This window comes from Advenella kashmirensis W13003 (assembly GCF_000506985.1).
Classification (GTDB): Bacteria; Pseudomonadota; Gammaproteobacteria; order Burkholderiales; family Burkholderiaceae_B; genus Advenella; species Advenella kashmirensis_A.
This window is the reverse complement of sequence record NZ_KI650979.1, coordinates 1,089,447-1,109,239: the sequence shown is the minus strand read 5'-3', so window position 1 is coordinate 1,109,239 and position 19,793 is coordinate 1,089,447. Positions and strand designations below refer to the sequence as shown.

17 protein-coding genes and 1 pseudogene are annotated in these 19,793 nt (G+C 56.0%); 6 read left to right on the top strand and 12 right to left on the bottom strand.

Features of this window, described 5'->3' with window-relative positions:
* Window positions 1-164: 164 nt before the first annotated feature.
* Genes W822_RS29210 through W822_RS29200 form a run of 3 tightly spaced genes read left to right on the top strand, consistent with a single transcriptional unit; the run spans window position 165 to window position 2,914 of the window.
* On the top strand, window positions 165-1,166 hold the full coding sequence (locus tag W822_RS29210; RefSeq protein WP_024004110.1) for an Ldh family oxidoreductase: 1,002 nt from the start codon (window positions 165-167) through the stop codon (window positions 1,164-1,166).
* The gene (gene otnI / locus W822_RS29205) at window positions 1,160-1,978 is read left to right on the top strand and encodes a 2-oxo-tetronate isomerase (RefSeq protein WP_024004109.1); all 819 of its coding nucleotides are present in this window, start codon (window positions 1,160-1,162) and stop codon (window positions 1,976-1,978) included. Before W822_RS29210 ends, otnI begins: the two co-directional genes overlap by 7 nt.
* A gap of 27 nt (window positions 1,979-2,005) precedes the next feature.
* The gene (locus W822_RS29200) at window positions 2,006-2,914 is read left to right on the top strand and encodes an aldose 1-epimerase (protein WP_024004108.1); all 909 of its coding nucleotides are present in this window, start codon (window positions 2,006-2,008) and stop codon (window positions 2,912-2,914) included.
* 73 nt (window positions 2,915-2,987) lie between these two features.
* Here the strand turns inward: W822_RS29200 and W822_RS29195 are convergent, their stop codons facing one another.
* Both W822_RS29195 and W822_RS29190 read right to left on the bottom strand, forming a co-directional pair.
* Window positions 2,988-3,965 carry a tripartite tricarboxylate transporter substrate-binding protein gene (locus tag W822_RS29195; RefSeq protein WP_031242211.1) on the bottom strand — a complete coding sequence of 326 codons (978 nt, stop codon included), beginning with the start codon at window positions 3,963-3,965 and terminating at the stop codon, window positions 2,988-2,990.
* Between the two features lie 215 nt (window positions 3,966-4,180).
* Window positions 4,181-4,966 carry an IclR family transcriptional regulator gene (locus tag W822_RS29190; RefSeq protein WP_024004106.1) on the bottom strand — a complete coding sequence of 262 codons (786 nt, stop codon included), beginning with the start codon at window positions 4,964-4,966 and terminating at the stop codon, window positions 4,181-4,183.
* A gap of 189 nt (window positions 4,967-5,155) precedes the next feature.
* On the opposite strand from W822_RS29190, the gene W822_RS29185 reads away from it, so the two are divergent.
* Window positions 5,156-5,902: an SDR family oxidoreductase gene (locus W822_RS29185; RefSeq protein ID WP_024004105.1), complete on the top strand. Its 747-nt coding sequence runs from the start codon at window positions 5,156-5,158 to the stop codon at window positions 5,900-5,902.
* A 187-nt stretch (window positions 5,903-6,089) separates the two neighbouring features.
* On the opposite strand, the gene W822_RS29180 is transcribed toward W822_RS29185, so the two are convergent.
* The 8 genes and pseudogenes from W822_RS29180 to W822_RS29145 all read right to left on the bottom strand — a co-directional run bounded on the left by W822_RS29180 (window position 6,090) and on the right by W822_RS29145 (window position 14,418).
* Complete coding sequence (locus W822_RS29180; protein ID WP_024004104.1) at window positions 6,090-7,595, bottom strand: tripartite tricarboxylate transporter permease; 1,506 nt, start codon at window positions 7,593-7,595, stop codon at window positions 6,090-6,092.
* 103 nt (window positions 7,596-7,698) lie between these two features.
* A pseudogene (locus W822_RS29175) lies at window positions 7,699-8,145 on the bottom strand (tripartite tricarboxylate transporter TctB family protein); the annotation flags it as partial.
* A gap of 102 nt (window positions 8,146-8,247) precedes the next feature.
* Window positions 8,248-9,237 carry a tripartite tricarboxylate transporter substrate binding protein BugE gene (locus tag W822_RS29170; RefSeq protein ID WP_155848084.1) on the bottom strand — a complete coding sequence of 330 codons (990 nt, stop codon included), beginning with the start codon at window positions 9,235-9,237 and terminating at the stop codon, window positions 8,248-8,250.
* Between the two features lie 501 nt (window positions 9,238-9,738).
* Window positions 9,739-10,719, bottom strand: a complete 981-nt coding sequence (locus tag W822_RS29165) for a branched-chain amino acid ABC transporter permease (RefSeq protein WP_024004100.1) — start codon at window positions 10,717-10,719, stop codon at window positions 9,739-9,741.
* Window positions 10,716-11,603 (bottom strand): branched-chain amino acid ABC transporter permease, encoded by an 888-nt coding sequence (locus W822_RS29160; RefSeq protein WP_024004099.1) that lies wholly within the window; start codon window positions 11,601-11,603, stop codon window positions 10,716-10,718. Before W822_RS29160 ends, W822_RS29165 begins: the two co-directional genes overlap by 4 nt.
* 82 nt (window positions 11,604-11,685) lie before the next feature.
* Window positions 11,686-12,882: an ABC transporter substrate-binding protein gene (locus W822_RS29155; protein WP_024004098.1), complete on the bottom strand. Its 1,197-nt coding sequence runs from the start codon at window positions 12,880-12,882 to the stop codon at window positions 11,686-11,688.
* Between the two features lie 46 nt (window positions 12,883-12,928).
* Window positions 12,929-13,648 carry an ABC transporter ATP-binding protein gene (locus tag W822_RS29150; protein ID WP_024004097.1) on the bottom strand — a complete coding sequence of 240 codons (720 nt, stop codon included), beginning with the start codon at window positions 13,646-13,648 and terminating at the stop codon, window positions 12,929-12,931.
* Window positions 13,645-14,418 carry an ABC transporter ATP-binding protein gene (locus tag W822_RS29145; RefSeq protein ID WP_024004096.1) on the bottom strand — a complete coding sequence of 258 codons (774 nt, stop codon included), beginning with the start codon at window positions 14,416-14,418 and terminating at the stop codon, window positions 13,645-13,647. The genes W822_RS29150 and W822_RS29145 overlap by 4 nt, the downstream gene beginning before the upstream one ends.
* Before the next feature lie 435 nt (window positions 14,419-14,853).
* On the opposite strand from W822_RS29145, the gene W822_RS29140 reads away from it, so the two are divergent.
* Window positions 14,854-15,144, top strand: a complete 291-nt coding sequence (locus W822_RS29140; RefSeq protein ID WP_024004095.1) for a CopG family ribbon-helix-helix protein — start codon at window positions 14,854-14,856, stop codon at window positions 15,142-15,144.
* Window positions 15,145-15,146: 2 nt separating this feature from the next.
* A complete protein-coding gene (locus W822_RS29135; protein ID WP_024004094.1) occupies window positions 15,147-15,422 on the top strand; it encodes a type II toxin-antitoxin system RelE/ParE family toxin in 276 nt (91 codons plus the stop codon).
* A gap of 119 nt (window positions 15,423-15,541) precedes the next feature.
* Here W822_RS29135 and W822_RS29130 read toward each other — a convergent pair whose 3' ends face one another.
* Both W822_RS29130 and W822_RS29125 read right to left on the bottom strand, forming a co-directional pair.
* Window positions 15,542-18,022 carry a glucose/quinate/shikimate family membrane-bound PQQ-dependent dehydrogenase gene (locus tag W822_RS29130; RefSeq protein WP_024004093.1) on the bottom strand — a complete coding sequence of 827 codons (2,481 nt, stop codon included), beginning with the start codon at window positions 18,020-18,022 and terminating at the stop codon, window positions 15,542-15,544.
* A gap of 287 nt (window positions 18,023-18,309) precedes the next feature.
* Window positions 18,310-19,743, bottom strand: a complete 1,434-nt coding sequence (locus tag W822_RS29125) for an NAD-dependent succinate-semialdehyde dehydrogenase (RefSeq protein WP_024004092.1) — start codon at window positions 19,741-19,743, stop codon at window positions 18,310-18,312.
* Between the last annotated feature and the right edge of the window lie 50 nt (window positions 19,744-19,793).

The window sequence follows — 19,793 nt, the reverse complement described above, 5'->3', positions numbered from 1 at the left end:
GCATTCCTGCACGACACGCTGCAATGCGTAACAAATTGCCCATCGTCATCGCGATCCTGAGCGGGCCGCGCTTTCCTGAATTATCATTAGACTGAAAACAGGATGTCGTGTGATCGCTCGCCGGCGTCCGGCAGATTTCAATACAACAACAGGGACGAGGCAGCATGGCAACAATTTCACTTTCTTCACTTAGTGCACTGGCACGTGACACGCTGGCAGGCGCGGGCGCCAATCCCGCCATGGCGCAAGCCACGGCCAATGCGCTGGTATTCGCGGATGCGCGCGGCATAGCCACACATGGCGTTTCCCGCGTGCCAAGCTATGCGCTGCATTTGTCTTCCGGGCGCGCCGATGGTGCCGCCGAACCACAGATTGTGCAGGAAAAAGCATCGGCGCTTCTGGTCGATGCCGGAACCGGGCTGGCATTTTCAGCCTGCGAGCTGGCCATCAAGTCCGCCATTGAAAAAGCCAGACAGACGGGCATTTGCATGGCCGGCGTGGCCAATAGCCATCACTTCGGCATGGCTGCCTATCATCTGGAGCCCGTAGCGCAGGCGGGTCTGGTTGGTCTGGCATTCAGCAATTCGCCTTCGGCCATCACGGCCTGGGGTGGTAAACGCCCCTTGTTCGGCACCAACCCCATTGCCGCCGCTTTTCCGCGCGAACAGGCCGATCCGGTCATGATTGATTTGTCGCTGTCCCAAGTGGCGCGGGGCAAGGTGATTCTGGCTGCACGCGACAACAAGCCCATTCCGGACGGCTGGGCGCTGGACAGCGAAGGCCGGCCCACGAACGATGCCCAGGCCGCTCTCAAGGGCAGTATGCAGGCCGCAGGCGGCGTCAAAGGGGCCATGCTGGCTCTGATGGTCGAATTGCTCTGCGTGGCGCTGACGGGGTCCAATTTCGGTTACGAAGCCGACCAGCTCTATGAGGATACCGGCAATGAACCGCGCCTGGGTCAGATGTTCATTCTGATCGATCCGCAGGCGCTGGCCGGGCAACAGACTTATTTCAACCGTATTGAAGACCTGATTGCCGCCATGCTGGACGATGAGGGTGTACGCCTGCCGGGCGCGCGTCGCCATGATCTGGCCTATACCGCGCAGGAGCAGGGGGTTGTCGTACCGGACAGTCTGTTGGCGCAAATGGGGTATCAGGCATGCTGAAGTTTGCAGCCAATCTGTCTTTGCTCTACAACGAAGTACCGTTTCTGGATCGCTATGGAGAGGCGGCGCGGGATGGTTTCAGGGGCGTGGAATGCCTGTTTCCGTATGAGGAAGAGGCCGGCGAGATTCGTCGTCGTCTCCAGGACCATGATTTGCAGCAGGTACTGATTAATGCGCCGCCGGGCGTTGCCGCTGCAGGAGAAAAAGGCCTGGCCAGTCTGCCGGGTCGCCAGACCGAGTGTCTGGATGGTGTAAAAAAGGCTATCGATTATGCCTTGATCCTGGGTGTGCCGCGCATTCATGTGATGGCGGGCATCGTGCGCGACCCGGCATCGCGGGCGGCCGCTCACGTGCAATACCTGGAAACCATCGCCCGGGCCGCCACATTACTGCAGGGGGCCGGCCTGGACCTGATGATCGAACCCATTAATCCGGTGGACATGCCGGGGTACTTTCTGTCGGGCCAGGCGCAGGCACGCGAGGTGCTGGCGCAGGTCAATATGGACAATGTGCGAATACAGATGGATCTTTACCATTGCCAGCGGACCGAAGGCGATGTCAGTCGTCATATCCAGTCGTCGGTGGGAGCGGGGCTGGTGGGGCATATGCAGATTGCCGGCGCGCCGGACCGCCACGAGCCCGACACCGGCGAGCTTCATTATCCGTATCTGTTTGCCCAGCTCGAAGCGCTGGGTTACGATGGCTGGATAGGCTGCGAGTATAGACCGGCGCAGGGCACGCGCGAGGGCCTGGGCTGGCTGAAGCGTTATTGGGACGCTGCGCCACGCGCGATGCAGCGCAACGACGCCTGAGTGGTAAATGGAAAGAAAGGATGTCAAATGAGTGAATCAAAACTGATTACCCTGCGTGCCGGCGAGGCCGAACTGATTGTCGCCCCTCACATTGGCGGCGCCATTGCCGGTTACCGTCATCGTATCGAAGATGTAATCTGCCCGTGGCTGCGCGACGCTTCAGCGCAGGCTATCGAAGAGGGCCGGGTCTCGGATATGTCCAGCTTCCCCCTGGTTCCCTGGTTCGGCCGGTTGCGCAACGGCACCTTCGAATTCGAAGGACAGCGGGTCACCTACCCCTCTTCGAAACCGGATTCGCCGCATAGTATTCACGGCATTGCGCGCAACCAGCCATGGACCGTCGATTCCCAGTCGGAAAACGAACTGGTCATACGCTATACCCATGCGCCGGACGCATGGCCTTACGCGTTTGTCGCAGAACAGCGCTTTGTGCTGGAACCGCTCAGGCTGAAGGTGCATCTGACGGTCACCAATACCGGGCATCGGGTCATGCCGGTCGGAATCGGGCATCATCCCTATTTCGTTCGTCATAGTGATACCACGCTGACTGCCGGCGTGGGACAGGCCTGGATCAGTGACGAAGAGGTCATGCCGCTGAACCTGGCCATGCATCCGGACACCGACGCGCTCAAACAGGGCATTGCGATCGACCGCCACGTATTTGACCATCCGTTTACCGAGTGGGATCATATTGTGGATATTCACTGGCCCGACGAACGGCGCACGCTGCGCATGACCGCCACCCAGCCGCTCGATTTTCTGGTGGTCTACAGTCCGCCCGGTAAAGACTGGTTTTGCGCTGAACCGGTCAGCAATACCTCCGACGCCTTCAATCTGAACGCCACCCATGGGCCGATGCAGGTCGGCGGCCAGCAACTGGAACCGGGGCAGTCGCTCACCAGCGTGATGACATTTGAAGTGGCGTTCAGTGAATAGAAAACGCCTGTGAGCTTGATGCATCACAGGCGCAGATTGTGGGCGGGCGCGCTGCCTTAAAACAGGCAGGCGATCAATTAACGCTGATATTTTCCGCTTTCAGAACCGGACCCCATTTGGCTACTTCAGCCTGCAGCCATTTCTGTAGCGACTCGGGTGTCTGGCGATCTTCACTCACGATCTGTGCCCCGAGTTTTTCCATCCGATCCACGAAAGCAGGCGCCTTGAGCGCGACTTTCAATGCTTCATTGAGCTTGCCGATGGCTTCGGGCGAGGTGCCCTTGGCGGCATACAGACCATGCCAGACTTTCACATCAAAACCCTTGAGGCCCTGTTCGTCCAGCGTGGGCGCGTCAGGCAGCTGTTTGAGTCGCTCAGGCGTGGTTACGCCATAAAATTTCAGATCACCGGCTGCGATATGGGGCAGCGTCTGCGTGGTCTGATCGCACAACACATCTACCTGTTTGCCCATGAGCGCGGTCATGGCCGGGCCGGTACCCTGGAACGGGACAGTGGTGAATTTGACGCCCATGGCCTGCTGCAGCAAGGAACCACACAACTGTGATACCGCGCCAGGGCCGGCGTTGGCCAGGTTGATCTTGTCGCCGTTGGCCTTGGCGTAGTCCACAAATTCCTTGAAGGTGTTTGGCGGCAGGTCCGAGCGCGCCATCAGTGTCATCGGGACATCGACTACTTCACCAATATACTCAAAGCTTTTGAGCGGGTCATAACGCAGTTTGCTGTACAGGGCGGGGGCGGTCGCCATGCCGGTGTGGTGCAGGAAAATAGTGTAGCCATCGGGCTTGGAAGAGGCGACATAACCGGCTGCGAGGGTGCCGCCTGCACCGGTTTTGTTCTCCACGACAACGGTCTGCTTGAGGACTTTGCCCATTTCATTGGCAAGCGAGCGAGCCACAACGTCGGTGGGGCCGCCAGCGGCAAAGGGCACGATCATTGAAATGGGGTGCTCGGGGTAGTCGGCAGCGGCGCTGATGGCCGGAGAAACGAGCAAAGCCAGCACGGCGGTCAGGCGAAAGGGCGTCATTTTCATTAATATGTCTCCATGAGGGGGCATTGGCGCACAGGCAGGCACGCGTAACGTTCAGCCATATAGTATGTTGGCAAAGACGCCGAATGCCTATCGGTAAATTCGAAAGGCGGACTTTTCCATTCCAATACCCCGGTATACCCGTATACAAGAGGCGGCTTGCGATAACCGCAGGTTGGCGCACGTATCTCCCTGGTGCGGCATCAGTTGCGATTCTGCTATTGCTGGCCGAGTCGATGCGAGATACGCCCCGCGACCTGCAGCAGCATGGGGCGGATGTCTTCAATCGCTGGGGTTTGCAGGGCATCGATCCGGGCAATATGCGGTACATTCACTGCAGCCACCACCTGGCCATATTGGTCGCGCACCGGTGCCGCAATATTGGTGACGCCTTGTATCTGCCGGCTTTTCATGACTGAATAGCCGTCTTTTCTGACTTTGGCCAACTGGCGGCGCAACTGTGTTTCCGGCACGATCACTTCGCCGTCTGTCGGGACATGCGTCTGCAGCATCCGCACGCGTTCAGCCTCGTCGCAGAACGCGAGCAATACCTGGCCGGATGAAGTGTCGCCCAGGCCCATTTGCGTGCCCAGTTTCAGACTGAGCGACCAGCGGGCCGGACTGTCCACCTGCGCGATAATCACCAGACGCCCCTGCCGGTAAATGCTTAAGTGACAGGATTGCTGGCACTGAATGGCCAGCTCCTGCATCAACGGCAGGGCGCATTCGCTGAGTTGGCGCACCGGATAGTGTCGATGCGCCAGATGAAAAAGCCGTAAGGTCAGGCAATAGCGATCGCTCGCATCGGCGGCAATATAACCGAGTTTTTCCAGGACGATCACCATGCGGAATATTTCACTGACCGACCGCCCCAGTCGCGCGCTCAGTTCGTTCATGGTGCAACCCTCGGCGCTCTCGCTGAGCACTTCCAGAATCGCCATTCCTTTTTCCAGGGCCGGCGCGGAATAGCGGGAGGCCGCAGTAGCCGTTGATTTTTCAGCCATAAAATTCCAGTTTTACAGATAAAAGTGATGACCGAGTATACGGAACTTTCACCAGGAACAACCGTATATAGGGTAAATCCTGAGTTGCGGGTTAGTCCGTGTCATTGAAGCGCTCTGACGATTCCGGTAAGATCAATCTGTTTATATATCAAAATTATTTTCACCAATAAAAACGCAAGGAGGATCCTCATGGGACAGCGTCTGGCAGGAAAAACCGTACTGATTACCGCAGCAGGCCAGGGCATTGGCCGGGCAACAGCAGAGCTGTTCGTGCGCGAAGGCGCCACCGTTTATGCCACCGATATCAACGACACCCTGCTGGGCGAATTGAAGGGGTGCGAAACCCGCAAGCTGGATGTAACCCAGCCCGATCAGATTGCAGCACTGCACAAAGAGATCGGCGCAGTCGACGTGCTGTTCAATTGTGCGGGGTATGTGCATGATGGCAATATCCTGGGATGCGAACAGGGCGATTGGGATTTCTCGTTCAATCTGAACGTGACCTCCATGTATCACATGATCCGCACTTTCCTGCCCGACATGCTTGAGAAGAAACAGGGCTCGATCATCAATATGGCATCGGCCGCGTCCAGCGTCAAAGGCGTGCCCAACCGTTTTGTGTACGGTACGACCAAGGCGGCCGTTATCGGGCTAACCAAATCGGTGGCGGCCGATTATGTCGGACAGGGCATTCGCTGCAACGCCATTTGCCCGGGTACCGTAGAGTCGCCTTCACTAAAAGCCCGCATCGCCGGCCAGGCAAAGAAATACGGCACGTCAGAAGACGAAATGCGCGCCAACTTTGTTGCCCGTCAGCCCATCGGCCGGGTAGGGCGTCCCGAAGAGATCGCTTATCTCGCCCTTTATCTGGCTTCTGACGAATCCATCTACACCACCGGCACCACGCAAATCATCGACGGCGGCTGGTCGCTCTGATATCGGCGCATGGCGCCAGACGCCATGCGCTGCGTTTCGTTTGCAAGGTGAAGGGTTCGCGGTAAACGGAACCCGGCTTTCATAAAAACTTTTCACAAAAACGACAGACAAAAAAATCCCCGCCTGATCGGATCCTCTTGTTTTTAACAACAGATCCGGGCGGGGATTGTTCTGTCAGAACGCAGGGTTAATCTTCTTCTACGAAGGTTTCCTCACGTTTCTTGCGAATCGATGGGATCGCAACAATCACCACCAGTATTGCCGCTGCAACCAGCAGAGACATGGACAGCGGACGCGTGACGAACGTGGTGAAATCACCTCGTGACAGCAGCAGAGCACGACGGAAGTTCTCTTCCATCATCGGGCCCAGCACCAGTCCCAACAGCAGCGGTGCGCCTTCGCATTTGAGCTTGCTCCAGAAATAGCCGATGATACCGAAGATGGCCATGATGTAGATGTCGAACACGTTGTAGTTCAACGAGTACACACCGACTGAGCAGAACAGCACAATCGCGGGAAACAGCACACGGTAAGGTACTTTGAGCAGTTTGACCCAAAGACCGACCAGTGGCAGATTCAGAATCACCAGCATCATGTTGCCGATCCACATGGAAACGATCAGGCCCCAGAACAGATCGGGGTTGCTGGTCATCACCTGCGGGCCAGGCTGAATGTTGTGAATCGTCATCGCACCCACCATCAGCGCCGTCACCGCGTTACCGGGAATACCCAGTGTGAGCAGCGGGATGAAGGACGTCTGTGCAGCCGCATTATTGGCTGATTCAGGACCGGCCAGACCGGCAGGGTGGCCTTTACCGAAGCGTTCAGGGTTCTTGGAAAGCTTCTTCTCCAGCGTGTAGGACGCAAAAGACGAGAGTACGGCACCGCCGCCTGGCAGAATACCCAGTGCAGAACCCAGCATCGTGCCACGCAAGGAGGCCGGTGCCGCTTCTTTGAACTCCTGTTTGTTTGGATACAGGCTGCCGATCTTGTCGGTAATATCGACGCGATTTTCTTTTTGCGCCAGATTATTCATAATCTCGGCCAGGCCGAACACGCCCATGGCAACAACGGCGAAGTCGATGCCATCCTGCAGTTCAGGAATGCCGAAGTCATAACGGGCGACACCCGAGTTCACATCGGTACCCACCATACCCAGCAGCAGACCCAAAAGAATCATGCAGATGGCTTTAGGCAACGAACCGGAGGCCAGCACCACGGCACCGATCAGACCCAGCACCATGAGCGAGAAGTACTCGGCCGGACCGAACTTGAAGGCCACTTCGGCCAGGGGCGGTGCAAAGGCAGCCAGCAGAACGGTCGCAAAGCAGCCGGCAAAGAACGAGCCCAGCGCGGCGATGGACAGTGCCGCCCCCGCTCGCCCATTCTTGGCCATCTGGTGGCCGTCCAGCACCGTGACCACCGCCGAGGTTTCCCCCGGCAACGCGACCAGGATGGCCGTGGTGGACCCCCCATACTGTGAACCGTAGTAAATACCGGCAAGCATAATCAGGCCGGCGACGGGTGGCAGAACATAAGTGAGTGGCAGCAGCATCGCGATCGTAGGGACCGGGCCAATGCCGGGCAGCACGCCAATCAGGGTGCCCAGAATACATCCGAGCAGTGCGTAGAGCAGGTTTTCCGGCGTGAATGCGACTGAAAAACCTAACGCCAGGTGATCTAATATTTCCATGATGTTATTTTCCTTTGAGTCGACGTGCCAGGGTCACTACCGCAATAATGAGTGACAGCGGGACAAATATCTGCGCGAGCAGAGACCATTCGCCGAAAGGCACTGGCAGCAAGGGGAAGATAAGACCCAGGCCCTTGATGAACGCCAGCCACGTAAACAGCGTCAGGAAAATGGCATTGAAAATGGCGATCTTGATACTGAACTCATGACTTGCCAGACTGCTGAAGATGATCAGCAACGGAACGGAAATATACAGTCCCAGATGGTCGAGCATGAGAGCGAACACGGCAATTGAACCGATGATCAGAAACAGAATATCCCAGTCGAAATGACCGATTTCTGTGTCTTCTTTGGTTTCGCCTCGCAAGGAGGTCATCAGGACGATGGCGCCCAGAAGAGCCAGACAGACGCCCAGCCAGAATGGAAAATAACCCGGACCCATGCGGGCGGGCGTACCCATGTCATAGGATTCGGCAAGCAGGGCAAAACCCACGCCGATCACAATAAACATGACACCCGACCAGAAATCCTGCTGATTTTTGATGTGCATAAACTAACCTTCGTTTTAAATTTAACTTGCGCAAGGAACACGGCGGCCACGCTGCTGCCCGGGATGCCCAATCCCGGTGACACAAGTGGCGCGCTATTGGCGTCAGTCGAGCTTGATATTGCCCTTTTTGACGACGTCCTTGGCCCAATCGAATTGTTGCTGGATTTCCTTGCCGAATTCTTCCGGTGTATTGGCGGAAACAAAGGCTCCCTGTTTTTCCAGAGCCTCAACAACTTTGGGATCTTTCAGTGCTTCTACAGCCACACTGTTGAGTTTGTCGATCACTTCCTTGGGGGTGCCGGCAGGGGCCAGCAGGCCATACCAGACGGGCTGATTCAGGTTTTCATAACCCAGTTCAGCGAAAGTGGGTACATCTTTAAGCGCAGGCAGGCGCTCTTTCCAGGCGATTGCCAGGGGCCGCAGGTTGCCACCTTGGATCTGGGGTAATGATGAAGGCAGATTGTCGAACAGGATTTGTATCTGTCCGCCGACAGCGTCGGTTACGGCTGGGCCCGAGCCACGGTAAGGCACGTGCACAATATCGGTTTTGGTGGTTTGTTTGAAGGCTTCTCCGGCCAGGTGCAGCACGCCGCAAGTGCCTGATGAACCATAGGAGAACTTGCCGGGGTTGGCCTTGACTTCTTCAAGAAAAGCCTTGAAGTCTTTGGATGGGAATTTCGGGTTTACTTCAAGAACATTAGGTACATTGGCGAAGTTGACCACCGGTGCGAAATCTTTCAGCGCGTCGTAGCCAAGGCCAGTGGGTTTGCATGCGGGATTGACCGCCATGGTGGACACGGTCGCAATAGACAGCGTGTAGCCATCGGGTTTGGCGCGGGCCGCTTCAGTTGCGCCCAGCGCGCCGCCGGCGCCGCCTTTGTTTTCAATGACCATGGGCTTGCCCAGAATATCGCTCATTTTGCTCGTGACAACACGGGCAACGATATCAGTGGAGCCGCCGGGCGCAAAAGGCACGATCACGCGGATGGGTTTGCTTGGATAGTCCGCTGCCTGTGCAGAGCCCATAGTTACGGCACTCAGACAAAGGGCAGATGTAACAACTGAAAAAAGGGTACGCTTTTTCATTGACATTCCTTCGTTATAGAATTTTCGGAGATGGCATCATTACAGATGAAATCCTGGCGTATTAATTCAAACACCGTGGCGGGTCTCGCGCAACTTGGCTTTAATTAAAACAAGATAGTATTAAGGAATATGCACCGGAGGCAAGCCCTAATATTTGAACCTAGGGTAATTGCGTAGACCTGATGCGATGTAATGGGGCTGTAATGTGATGCATTGGTGCGTCCCGATTACGCTGTCACTCTGAGTTCCGAGATGCGTGATATTACGACTGACATGTCTGATTTTCGGGCCAGGCCTGTTGCTGAACGCGGAATGCTGCATGTTTTGCATATATATGAATCGCTGTTGCAAACTGTGTGAAATTCAGGATCCTGTCAATGTCTGATATCCGATATACCACAGAACGCAAAGTGCGCTTGGCGGCCCGAAAAATGAAAACAGCCCGCCGAAGCGTTTTCGGGCGGGCTGACGGTCTTTATTGAACGACGGCAGGGGGTACTGGGCGGATCAGTTTTTTTTGCGTGTGGCGGGCATCAGGGCCAGCAGCTCTCCAACGATGCCGCGGCGGAACGCCATCACGCATACAATGAAAATCAGTCCCATGACAATGGTGACCGACTCTCCCAGCGTCTGGAACCATTGAATACCGGTTGAACTGGCCAGCATCCGGCCAATGTCGCCGATTTTATTTTCAATGAATACGACGATCAGCGCACCAATGACCGGTCCGGTAAAGGTGCCCACCCCGCCGATGAGCGTCATCAGCACTACGGTACCGGACATCTGCCACATGGCATCGGACAGCGTAGCCGACACGAAGACCAGCGTTTTGGTCGCGCCGGCCAGGCCCGCCAGACCGGCTGACAGTACGAAAGCCAGCAATTTGAATTTTTCAACATCGTAGCCCAGCGAAATGGCGCGTGGCTCATTTTCCTTGATGGCGCGGACTACCTGCCCGAACGGCGACTTGACGGTGCGCCAGCAGATGAAATAGCCGATCACAAAAATCACGATCACCAAATAGTACAGGTTGATATCGTTTCTCAAGTCGATCAGACCGAACAGCTTGCCGCGTGGCACGCCCTGCAGACCATCTTCGCCACCGGTAAACGGCGCCTGCAGAAAGTAGAAGAACACCATTTGCGCCATGGCAAGGGTAATCATGGTGAAATAAATTCCACTGCGCCGAATCGCCAGCCAGCCGACGATTAGCCCCAGAATCGCGGCGACCAGGACCCCGAACAAAATACCCAGTTCGGGTGTCAGCCCCCAGATTTTAATGGCGTGGCCGGCAGCGTAGGCGGCACCGCCAAAAAAAGCGGCATGACCGAAGGACAGCAGCCCTACATAGCCCAGCAGCAAATTGAAGGCGCAGGCAAACAGCGCATAACACAGGATTTTCATCACGAAAATCGGATAGACGCCCAGGGCAGGCAGAAAGGCCAGCGCCAGGGCAAACACCAGCAAGGCAAGCAGTTGGCGGTTCATTTCACTTTCCCGAAGAGTCCGGCAGGACGCAATAACAAGACAATTGCCATAATAATGAAAACAACGGTGCTGGACGCTTCCGGCCAGAACACTTTGGTGAGGCCTTCAATGACACCCAGCCCAAGCCCGGTAAGAATGGAACCCATAATCGAGCCCATGCCACCGATCACTACCACGGCAAAGACAACAATAATCAGATTTGATCCCATCAGCGGGGACACTTGCAGCACGGGCGCGGCCAGAACACCCGCAAAGCCGGCCAGAGCCACACCAAAGCCATAGGTCAGCGTGACCATCAGCGGCACGTTGATACCGAAAGCTTCCACCAGCTTGGGGTTCTCTGTGCCGGCCCGCAGCAGCGCCCCCAGGCGGGTCCGCTCAATGACGAACCAGGTGAGCAGGCAGGCAATGATCGAGGCGACCACGACCCAGCCGCGATAAATCGGCAAGACCATAAAGCCCAGGTTTACAGCGCCGCGCAGCGCTTCGGGGGTTGGATAGGGCTGGCCTGAGACGCCGTACATGCTGCGGAAGATGCCCTCAATCAGCAGGGTCAGGCCAAAGGTCAGCAACAGGCCGTACAGATGGTCCAGCTTATACAGATGACGCAGCAACAGCCGTTCGATAATAATGCCCAGCAAACCGACCACCAGCGGTGCTATGATCAGCATGACCCAATAGTTCAGTCCCAGAAACTGCAGGCCCATCCATGCAATGAATGCGCCCAGCATGTACAGCGCGCCATGCGCAAAGTTGATCACATTGAGCAGGCCGAAAATTACGGCCAGTCCGAGTGAGAGCACCGCATAGAACGAGCCGTTGACCAGCCCCAGAAGAATCTGGCCCAGGAAAGCGGCGAGGGGTATGCCAAAAATGGTAATCATATTTCAATGACTGCGTCAGATTAAATAACATTCATGAATCTGGCAGACGTCCATTGGGCGCGTCTGCCAGGACAACAAAGGGTTATAGCTTGCAGGTCGATTCGCTTTCCGGTCCGTAGGCTGTTTCGCCGGGGACTTTTTCCACGACTTTGTAGTAATCCCAAGGTCCTTTGGACTCTTCCGGCTTTTTCACCTGCATCAGATACATATCATGCACAACCAGGCCGTCCTTGCGGGTCACGCCGTTTTTCATGAACATATTGTTGATTTTGTTGGACTTGAACCATTTGACGATTTCATCGCCATTATCGGTTTTGGTCTCGGCAACCGCTTTCAGATAGGACTCAACGGCGGCGTAATCTCCGGCCTGCAGGAAGGACGGTTTGCGCTTGACCCGGTCTTCGAATTTCTTGGCCCAGGCGCGCGATTCGTCATCCTGGTCCCAGTACCACGAGGCGGTCAGATAAAGACCTTGCGTGGTCTGCAGGCCAAGCGAGTGCACGTCGTTGATAAATACCAGCAGTCCGGCGGGTTTGATTGCGGGGAAGACACCAAATTCGCTGCCGGCCTTCATGGAATTGATGAAGTCGCCGCCCGCATTGGCAAGCCCCATGATCTGCGCGCCGGACGATTGGGCCTGCAGCATATAGGAAGAAAAGTCGGTGGTACCCAGCGGCACCTTGACAGATCCTACCACCTCGCCCTGGTTCGCTTTGACCACAGTTGTGGTATCGGCCTCCAGCGAGTGACCGAAGGCATAATCGGCGGTCAGGAAGAACCATTTCTTGCCACCCTGCTTGACGACTGCTCCGCCGGTTACATTGGCCAGTGCCTTGGTGTTGTACGCATAATGAATGGTGTAGGCTGTGCAATTGGCGTTGGTCAGCGCCGTACTGCCCGGGCCGATTGCGATATAGGGCACTTTCTTGGCTGCAGCAACCCCGGCAGAGGCAAGCGCAGTTGCCGAGTTGGTGCCGCCAATGATGACATCAACCTTGTCCTGATCGATCCACTGGCGCACGCGCGCAGATGCCACGTCAGCTTTATTCTGGTGATCGGCGCTCAATACCTCGATTTTTTTACCGTCAACCGCACCGCCAGCATCTTCGATGGCCATTTTGATGGCTTCGATACCGCCTTTGCCGTCAATGTCGGAATACACGCCGGACATATCGGTGATGAAACCGATACGGATCACGTCATCGGAAATGCCTGCGGCCATGGCATGGGTGCCCAGCGAAGCCAGAGCAAGCGCACAAAGCGTTTTTGTGAGTCTCATCGTTACTCTCCAGTAAATGAAGGATTAATTGTTGTTGAATGGTTCGTTAAACGCCCAGCAGCTCGTTCAACGTCTCCTGTTTGGCGGCCAGTTGGTCGGCAGGAAAGGCTTCTACAATTTCACCGTGTTCCATGACATAGAAATGATCGGCCAGGGGGGCGGCGAAGTGAAAATTCTGTTCAACCATGATCACCGTCAGGCCTTTTTGCTTGAGCGTGGTGATCATGCGGGCCAGCGCCTGGACAATGACGGGGGCCAGGCCTTCGGATATTTCGTCCAGCAGCAGGATATCGGCACCGGTGCGCAAAATGCGCGCGACAGCCAGCATTTGCTGTTCGCCGCCCGACAGGCGGGTGCCGGGGGAATTGCGCCGTTCCTTCAGATTCGGAAACATCGCATAGATTTCGTCCAGCGACATCACGTTGGCAGCGGCATTCCTGTTTTTCAGGGGAGGGGGCAATAGCAGATTCTCTTCGCAGCTCAGGCTGGAAAAAATGCCACGCTCTTCCGGACAGTACCCTACACCCAGGTGGGCGATTTTGTGGGTGGGCATACTGATGACTTGCGTGCCATTGATTTTCACTGAACCTTTGCGATCGCCCGTGAGGCCCAGCATGGCGCGCATGGTTGTGGTCCGGCCCGCGCCGTTGCGACCCAGCAGCGTCACGACGCTGCCTTTGGGGACGGTCATATTTACGCCATGCAGAATATGCGATTCGCCATACCAGGCGTGCAGGTCATTTATTTCAAGTGCGTAGGCGCTCATGCATGCGCTCCCTGCAGAACACCTTCGGATGTACCCATGTAGGCTTCCATGACCGCGGGATTGGTCGATACCGTGCGATAGTCTCCCTCGGCCAGTACGTTTCCACGCGCCAGTACGGTTATATGGTCGGCAATGGACGAAATCACATTCATATTATGTTCCACCATCAGAATCGTGCGACCAGCGCTCACTTTTTTGATCAGTTGCGTGACGCGATCCACATCTTCGTGGCCCATGCCCTGGGTAGGCTCGTCCAGCAGCATCAGCTCCGGCTCCATGGCCAGTGTCGTAGCTATTTCCAGGGCGCGCTTGCGGCCGTAGGGCAGGCTGGAGGTCACATGGTCCTCGAACTCCAGCAGATCCACTTCAGCCAGCAACTCACGTGCCCGATCATTCAGTTTTTCCAGAGAGGCATCGCTTCGCCAGAAATGAAAAGAGGTGCCTTGCTCACGCTGCAGTCCGATGCGTACATTTTCGAGTACCGTCATGTCGGGAAAGACAGCAGAAATCTGAAAGGAACGGATGATCCCTTTGCGGGCGATCTGCGCCGGCTTTTCAGATGTAATATTCTGGCCGTTGAAAAAAATCTGACCCGCGGTGGGCGTAATGAATTTGGTGAGCAGATTGAAACAGGTTGTCTTGCCGGCGCCATTGGGGCCAATAAGTGCGTGGATGGAACCTCTTCGCACCCGCAGATCAACCTCGTTGACCGCCACGAAACCGAGAAATTCCTTGGTCAGCTTCTTTGTCTCTAATATTAGATCTGTCATGTTCTTGTCTTGTGAAACCCGCAAGAAAGCGGGTCATTCACCCGCTGCCGTTTGTAGCGGACAGTATGCTTACGTAGACGTAAATTTGCTATTAGTGCTAACCATAGGTGAATAAATTCGCCATCGCTTCGCGTCAGAAAAGGGCAACTTCAGTGAAGATTGAAGCTGTAGGCGCATTTTCAGTACATTGTCTGTCGCGTGGATGACAATTGGATTAAAACGCAGTGCGGATATTTTTATTTATGAAATATTGCAAATGAAATATTTGAGAAATTGAGAATCATGGAATATGGGTGACGGTTGGGTTCGCCCTGATAAGAAACGATTGAAATATTGGTGTTAATTCGCCGTGGAGGCCTTCGTATTTATCCGAATTACATGACCCCTGAGTAAGTGTTACAATGCACTTTTCATGTAACACATTGAGGCCTTCTCATGAGCGAGAGTACATTTACATTTCGTGTTGAAGAGAGTTTGAAGCAGGAGTTTACCTCTGCTGCCCGTTCGCGTGATCGCACTGGTGCTCAGATTCTGCGTGACTTCATGCGTGAATACGTGACACAACAGAATGAAGAAGCAGAGTACGACAACTGGTACCGACGCCAGGTGCTCGCAGGCATTGAATCGGCAAATGAGGGCCGTTTGATACCGGCCGCCGACGTTGAGTCCAAATTTGCGGCAAAACGTGCGGCAACACGCCGGCGACTCGGAATGCCAGAGAAATAAAAATGGAGTTGTTTTGGACGATAGATGCATTGGATGACCGCGATCGTATCTACAGCTATGTTGAAAATGACAGTCCACGCGCCGCATTATCGTTGGACGAACAGTTTGAAAAAGGGGCCGCGCTTCTATCCCGATATCCCCATATTGGGCGGCCGGGTCGGGTTCCCGATACGTTTGAGTTAGTCGTGCACGCCAACTATCTATTAGTGTATGACTTGGTGAGTGACCAAGTGCGCATCCTTCGGGTTGTACACACTGCAACGAGGTGGCCTGGCTGAGCAACGCTGCTCTGGGTAATGTCGATATTCCAGGTAAATAACCTGGGCCAGAAACTGTCAGGGACAGAAAAAACTGCCCGGGTTGTCATGCCCGGGCAGTTTTCATTGTGTGCAGCGCCTTATTGCGCCAATTTATAAGCCATCACATAATCGCCCAGTTTGGTGCCGATAGAACCATGACCACCGGCTACCAGCACGACCATCTGTTCATTCTTGCTGTTCAGATAGGTCATGGGGGTCGCCTGGCCCCCTGCAGGCAGACGGGCATTCCATAGCACTTCGCCGGTTGTCAGGTTGTAGGCGCGCAAGTAGTTGTCGACCGCTGCCCCCATAAACACGACACCCGAACCGGTAATCATGGGCCCGCCAATGCCTGGAACGCCCATTTTAATGGGCAGTGGCAGTGGCGTAAGGTCGCGTACGGTACCGTTTTTATGCTTCCATGCGATCTTGCCGGTGCGCAGATCCACACCGGTGACAAACCCCCATGGCGGCTGCTGGCACGGCACGCCCAAAGGCGAGAGGAACGGATGCATGTTCACGGCGTACGGTGCGCCCTCATTGCTGTTAACACCCTGTTCGCCGACGTTCATTTTGACATCTTTGCCCAGCTCTTCCCTGGGTACCATCTGCGATACAAAGGCCAGCTGCAGGGGCATGCCGAACATGACCTGGCGCTTCGGATCAACCGCGATGCCGCCCCAATTGAATGCGCCGAAATTGCCGGGATACACAATCGAGCCCTGCAATGAAGGCGGAGTGTACTGGCCTTCGTAGCGCAGCGATTTGAATGCGATCCGGCACCAGAGCTGATCAAACGGCGTGCCGCCCCACATTTTGGCTTCGGTCAGCGGTTCCGGCTTGAAATTAAGAGCCGATTCCGGCTGGGTGGGGGAGGTGCGCTCGCCTTCGATGGCGCCTTGTGGTGCCTTGACCTCACGCACCGGCAGGACAGCCTCTCCGGTGCGACGGTCCAGCACAAAGATGTCGCCCTGTTTGGTGGGCACCACCAGCGAGGGCACGACGCCCTGCTGCGTACTGATATCCATCAGGCTTGGCTGCGCCGGCGAGTCCATATCCCACAAATCGTGATGAATGAACTGGTGCACCCATTGCACCTGACCGTTCTTCAGATTCAGTGCAACCACTGACGTTGAGTATTTTTCCTCTGCTTCATTACGATACCGACCCAGTTGGTCCGGCGTGCGGTTGCCCATGGGGAAATAGACCAGGCCCAGCTTTTCGTCCGCGCTACCGACAGACCAGCTATTGGGCGAGCTCTCCGTGTATTTCTGGTCGGGGTTGTTGGGGTCGAACGGGGCGGTGTCGTCCGGGTTGCCCGAATCCCAGTTCCACAACAACTTGCCACTGCGAACGTCATAGGCGCGAATCACGCCCGAGGGTGAATGAATATCATAATTGTCATTGACCGCACCCGCTACGATGATTTTTCCGTCGGCCACCACGGGAGGCGAGGTCGAATAATAATAGCCGTGCTGCTTGAACGGCATGTTATGGGTCAGATCCAGTTCACCATTCTCGGCAAAATCGGTACATACTTTGCCTGTCTGCGGATCCAGCGCAATCAGCTTGGCCGTGGCGGTGGGCAGGTACAGGCGACTGTTGCAGGCAGCGGTGGAGTCGGGCGTGCTGGCTGTTGCTGTAGCGGCCGTGGTATCGGCGGCAGGTGCAGCAGCAGAAGCATTGTCGCTTGCGCCGGCGGTATTCTCAGCAGCAGGGGCGCTTGCTGCAGCCGGCGCACCGGCATCACCGGGCCAGTATGACACACCGCGGCAGGTCTGGTGCTGACGCTGACCATCGGCGACGACATCGGCCTTGTATTCCCATTTTTTCTCGCCGCTGTCGGCATCAAGGGCAATCACCCAGTTATGTGGTGTGCACAAATAGAGTGTATTGCCGATTTTGATGGGCGTGGCCTGATAGGTAAATTCGTTGGTGTCGCCTTCGCCCTTGATATCACCGGTTTGATAGGTCCAGGCCAGCTTGAGCTTGCCTACATTGTCCGGCGTGATCTGGTTCAGCGGCGAATAGCGCTGACCATAAGCGGTGCGGCCGTAAGCGTGCCAGTCGTTGTCACCGGTGCTTGCATTATTACCCATATCCGGTTCGGCGCTCACGATCGCATCGGGCAGTTCTCCGGCTACATCGTGGGTCGGATTGGCAATGCTGCCCAGGGCGCCAACGGCGATCAATACTGTGATGACAGCAAGCACGGCTTTTGCGTTGGTCGCCTCGTTGGCGGCCATGCGCCGGTCCGACTCAAGGCGGCTGCGTAGTGGCCGTGCAACGCCCGGCAGCAGCAGAATCAGGCCGAGTATGAGGAAAAAGCCCAGACGGGTTGCCAGCGGCCACCAGTCATAGCCGGATTCGAAAAATGCCCAGACGGCGGTGCCGATCAGGAAGGCTGCATAGAGCACCAAGGCTGAGGGACGGCGCCGGAACAGCAGAAATGCCGTAATCAGCAGGACTATCCCGGCCGCCACGTAATAAATGCTGCCGCCCAGGGACAGCAGCCAGCCACCGCCGATGGCAAGCGCAAGTCCCGATAGTAGCGTGAGTAGTGCCGCGATGGCGTTCATGATCTGCTCCCTTGGTTGTGAACACAGTTGTCATAACAATACCAAACGGGCGTGTAACGCGTCCTGAAAAACAAAGCAGCAGGCTCGCCCGCAGTGCGTCAATTCCGATTCTTGCATTCTAGCACCGCTGGCTCGCAAATAACCAACTCGTCAGCGGGGACATTCTGTCCTTAATGCGATCCCGACACCGTCTGAATACGCACAAAAAAAACCGGCATCCCTTGCGGCGATACCGGTTTGTGCACTGGCGTTTTATGACGAAACGGATAACGTTACGTCATCGCGCATCAGATCTGGGTAATGAATTTGGTGACCAGATAACCGTCAAAGGTTTCGGTGCCGCCTTCACTGCCGATACCACTGTCCTTGACGCCACCAAACGGTGTTTCAGGCAAAGCCACGCCAAAGTGATTGATGTTGACCATGCCGGCCTCTATTTCATTGGACGCCTTGTGCGCGGTCTGCAGCGAGGTGGTGAACACGTAAGACGACAGTCCGAAGGGCAGGCTGTTGGCGCGTTTGATGACTTCGTCTGTATCGGAGAAACGCACGACCGGTGCAATCGGACCAAACGGCTCTTCAGTCATCAGGCGGGACTCGTCGCTGATATTGGTGACCACAGTGGGAGGGAAGAAATAGCCCTCGCCGCCCAGCGGATCGCCGCCCAGCTCAATGGTGGCACCGCCTTTACGGGCGTCTTCCACAAAAGAGGCAATCGCACCTACGCGGCGCTCATGCGCCAGCGGGCCCATTTCAGTGTCCTTGGCCGTGCCGTCGCCGACCTTGATGCCTTTGAGCGTGTCGACAAAGACCGACAGGAACTGGTCATAGGCCTTTTCCTGCACGTAGAAGCGGGTCGGGGAAATACATACCTGACCGGCATTGCGGATCTTGAACTTGGCCAGCATTTTGGCTGCTTTTGGAATATCCGCATCATCGAATACCAGCACCGGAGAGTGTCCCCCCAGTTCCATTGTGATGCGTTTCATGTGAGCGCCGGCCAGCGCGGCCAGTTGTTTGCCCACCGGAACGGAACCCGTGAATGATACTTTACGCACGATTGGCGAGCGGATCAGGTAATCGGATACTTTCGGTGGATCACCCCAGACAATATTCAGAATCCCCTTGGGCAGACCGGCATCCTGGAAAATGCGGGCGATGGCCATGACGGCGCTGGGCGCATCTTCCGGCCCTTTCAGGATAATGGTGCAGCCTGCGCCGATGGCGGCGGAGATTTTGCGAATGGCCTGGTTGAAAGGGAAGTTCCATGGCGTGAAGGCAGCGCATACGCCAATGGGTTCGCGCACGACAAGCTGGCGTACTGCGGGGTTGCGTGGTGGCACGATACGACCATAAATGCGGCGGCATTCTTCGGCATGCCAGTCGCAATGATCCGCACAACTGACGATCTCACCGACGGCTTCAGCCAGAGGCTTACCCTGGTCGCGTGTCAGGTTCAGGCCAATCTCCTGAGCGCGCTCGCGTGCCAGCTCGGCCGCTTTACGCAGAATCGCCGAGCGGTCCATGGGCGAGCTGTGCTTCCAGGTCTGGAAGGCGCGTTCGGCGGCCTGCAGTGCGCGGTCCAGGTCTGCTTCGCTGGCATGCGGCAGTTGCGCCAGCACCTCGCCCGTGGCGGGGTTGACGACATCCTGCGTGGTTCGACCGTCTCCTGAAAGAAACTCACCATCAATATAGAGACTGAGTGCTTCATACTGGCTCATTGCTTATCCTTTCTGTGTCTGTGAATATATAAATATAAAGATTGCGCCGG

Coding starts and splice junctions, on each gene's coding strand:
- W822_RS29210 (WP_024004110.1), top strand. CDS start 165: ATGGCAACAATTTCACTTTCTTCACTTAGTGCACTGGCACGTGACACG.
- otnI (WP_024004109.1), top strand. CDS start 1,160: ATGCTGAAGTTTGCAGCCAATCTGTCTTTGCTCTACAACGAAGTACCG.
- W822_RS29200 (WP_024004108.1), top strand. CDS start 2,006: ATGAGTGAATCAAAACTGATTACCCTGCGTGCCGGCGAGGCCGAACTG.
- W822_RS29195 (WP_031242211.1), bottom strand. CDS start 3,965: ATGAAAATGACGCCCTTTCGCCTGACCGCCGTGCTGGCTTTGCTCGTT.
- W822_RS29190 (WP_024004106.1), bottom strand. CDS start 4,966: ATGGCTGAAAAATCAACGGCTACTGCGGCCTCCCGCTATTCCGCGCCG.
- W822_RS29185 (WP_024004105.1), top strand. CDS start 5,156: ATGGGACAGCGTCTGGCAGGAAAAACCGTACTGATTACCGCAGCAGGC.
- W822_RS29180 (WP_024004104.1), bottom strand. CDS start 7,595: ATGGAAATATTAGATCACCTGGCGTTAGGTTTTTCAGTCGCATTCACG.
- W822_RS29170 (WP_155848084.1), bottom strand. CDS start 9,237: ATGTCAATGAAAAAGCGTACCCTTTTTTCAGTTGTTACATCTGCCCTT.
- W822_RS29165 (WP_024004100.1), bottom strand. CDS start 10,719: ATGAACCGCCAACTGCTTGCCTTGCTGGTGTTTGCCCTGGCGCTGGCC.
- W822_RS29160 (WP_024004099.1), bottom strand. CDS start 11,603: ATGATTACCATTTTTGGCATACCCCTCGCCGCTTTCCTGGGCCAGATT.
- W822_RS29155 (WP_024004098.1), bottom strand. CDS start 12,882: ATGAGACTCACAAAAACGCTTTGTGCGCTTGCTCTGGCTTCGCTGGGC.
- W822_RS29150 (WP_024004097.1), bottom strand. CDS start 13,648: ATGAGCGCCTACGCACTTGAAATAAATGACCTGCACGCCTGGTATGGC.
- W822_RS29145 (WP_024004096.1), bottom strand. CDS start 14,418: ATGACAGATCTAATATTAGAGACAAAGAAGCTGACCAAGGAATTTCTC.
- W822_RS29140 (WP_024004095.1), top strand. CDS start 14,854: ATGAGCGAGAGTACATTTACATTTCGTGTTGAAGAGAGTTTGAAGCAG.
- W822_RS29135 (WP_024004094.1), top strand. CDS start 15,147: ATGGAGTTGTTTTGGACGATAGATGCATTGGATGACCGCGATCGTATC.
- W822_RS29130 (WP_024004093.1), bottom strand. CDS start 18,022: ATGAACGCCATCGCGGCACTACTCACGCTACTATCGGGACTTGCGCTT.
- W822_RS29125 (WP_024004092.1), bottom strand. CDS start 19,743: ATGAGCCAGTATGAAGCACTCAGTCTCTATATTGATGGTGAGTTTCTT.